The organism is Streptomyces katrae (assembly GCF_000966975.1).
Lineage (GTDB): Bacteria > Actinomycetota > Actinomycetes > Streptomycetales > Streptomycetaceae > Streptomyces > Streptomyces katrae.
In genome coordinates, this window is record NZ_JZWV01001575.1 from 1 (window position 1) to 2,006 (window position 2,006).

The window sequence follows — 2,006 nt, forward strand, 5'->3', positions numbered from 1 at the left end:
GCGCTGAAGCCCGGCGCACCCCGACCGTCACCCCCGCCACCCCCATCGCCCCGTCCCTCCCGTCCCCCATCTGCTCATCCGCCCTCCTCCCCCACCCCGTCACCACGACACGGAAGACCGAAGGAAGACCGTCATGACCGACATCGCCATCACCGGAATCGGCTGCCGCTTTCCGGGCGCCCGGAACACCAGCGCCTACTGGAAGCTCCTGATGAGCGGAGAACGCCAGTTCTCCTCCGTTCCGGCGGAGCGCTGGAACCACGGCACGTTCCACGAGCCCGGCAACCACTCGGCCACCCAGGCCGCCTACACCGACCAGGTCGCCTTCCTGGACGGCGTGGACCGCTTCGACGCCCTCCACTACGGGGTGCCCCCCGCCCGCGCCCGGGCCATGGACCCCCAGCACCGGCTGATGCTCGACGTCACCCGTGAGGCCCTCGACGACGCGGGGATGGGGCGCGGCGGCTTCGAGCGGGAGAACACCGGCGTCTTCTTCGGCATCTCGGTCTCCGACTACAAGGACCTGATGGCGGCCCCGCTGCGGGCGATCTCGCTGGCCGAGCAGGAGGGGGCCGCGGACGGCTCCTTCGACCGCAGGGCTGCGCGGGAACAGGCCCAGCGGTTCGGCGCGGTCCAGTCCTTCACCCTGCCCGGGAGCCTGCTCAACATGGCCTCCGGCACGGTGAGCCGGCAGTTCGACCTCGGTGGGCCCAGTTTCGCCGTCGACGCCGCCTGCTCCGGCTCGCTGGTGGCCCTCGACCAGGCGATCGCCCAGCTGCACCGGGGCACCTGCCGCATCGCCGTGGTCGGCGGGGTGTACCTCAACCTGACCCCCGACAGCCTGATCGGCTTCTCCCGGCTGCGCGCGCTGTCCGCCGCCGGGGTGTGCCGCCCGTTCGACGCGGAGGCCGACGGCTTCGTCCTCGGCGAGGGCGCCGGCACGGTCGTCATCCGGCCGCTCGCCGACGCGCTCGCCGCCGGGGACCGGGTCTACGCCGTGATCAAGGGCATCGGATCCGCCAACGACGGCGCCTCCCCCGGCCCGCTGGTCCCCACGGCCGAGGGCCAGCTGCGCGCCATGCGCCGGGCGTACGAGGACGCGGGGGTCCCCCCGTCCTCCGTGGGCTTCCTGGAGGCCCACGGCACGGGCACCGCCGCGGGCGACCGCGCCGAGATCGAGGCGCTGCGCCGGCTGCGCACCGAGTGGCCGGACGACGACCCGAGCCTGTGCTACCTCGGCTCCGGCAAGGCCCTCATCGGGCACTCCCTGTCGGCGGCGGGCATCGCGGGGCTGATCAAGACGGCCCTGGTGGTCCACCACCGGACGATCGTGCCGCAGCCGCGCACCGCCCCGCACCCGGACCTGGGCGTGGCCGCGGCCGGCCTGCGCTTCACCGAGACCCCGCGGCCGTGCGCGGACGGGAACGCCCCGCTGCGGGCCGCCGTCAGCTCGTTCGGCTTCGGCGGCACCAACGTCCACGTGGTGCTGGAGGAGCGGCCCGCCCCGGCACCCGCCCGGCCTCCGGTGCAGTCCCCGGTGCAGTCCCCCGTGCAGGCTCCGTTTCCCGCGGCCGGTGCCCCCCGGCTGGTCCTCCTCTCCGCCGGCAGCCCGCGCCTGCTCGACCGGCACATCGGCGAGGTCCTCGACACCCTCGAGGCACTCGACCCGGCGGACCGCCCCCCGCTGGGGGCGCTGGCCCACACCCTGGGCGGGCGGGGGCCGCTGAAGACCCGGCTCGCGATCGTGGCCGACGGCACGGAGGAGTTCATCGGGCGGCTGCGCCGGGCCCGCCGGCAGCTGGAGGACGGTGCCCGGGGCGACCTCGGCGACGACGCCTTCGCCGCCGAGGCCCCGCTGCCGGCCGCGCAGCGCCGTATCGCCCTGCTCTACCCCGGCCAGGGCAGCCAGCGGCCGGGCATGATGCGGGACCTGTACGAGGGGTTCGCCGGGTTCCGTACGGCCGTCCACGCGTTGGGCGCCCTGGCCGGAACGGACGCGGCCGGGC

1 protein-coding gene is annotated in these 2,006 nt (G+C 75.4%); it reads left to right on the forward strand.

Annotated elements, in window-relative coordinates; translation table 11 throughout:
* Positions 1-133: 133 nt before the first annotated feature.
* The coding region (locus VR44_RS39320) for a beta-ketoacyl synthase N-terminal-like domain-containing protein (protein ID WP_281187297.1) at positions 134-2,006 on the forward strand (1,873 nt) is incomplete at its 3' end.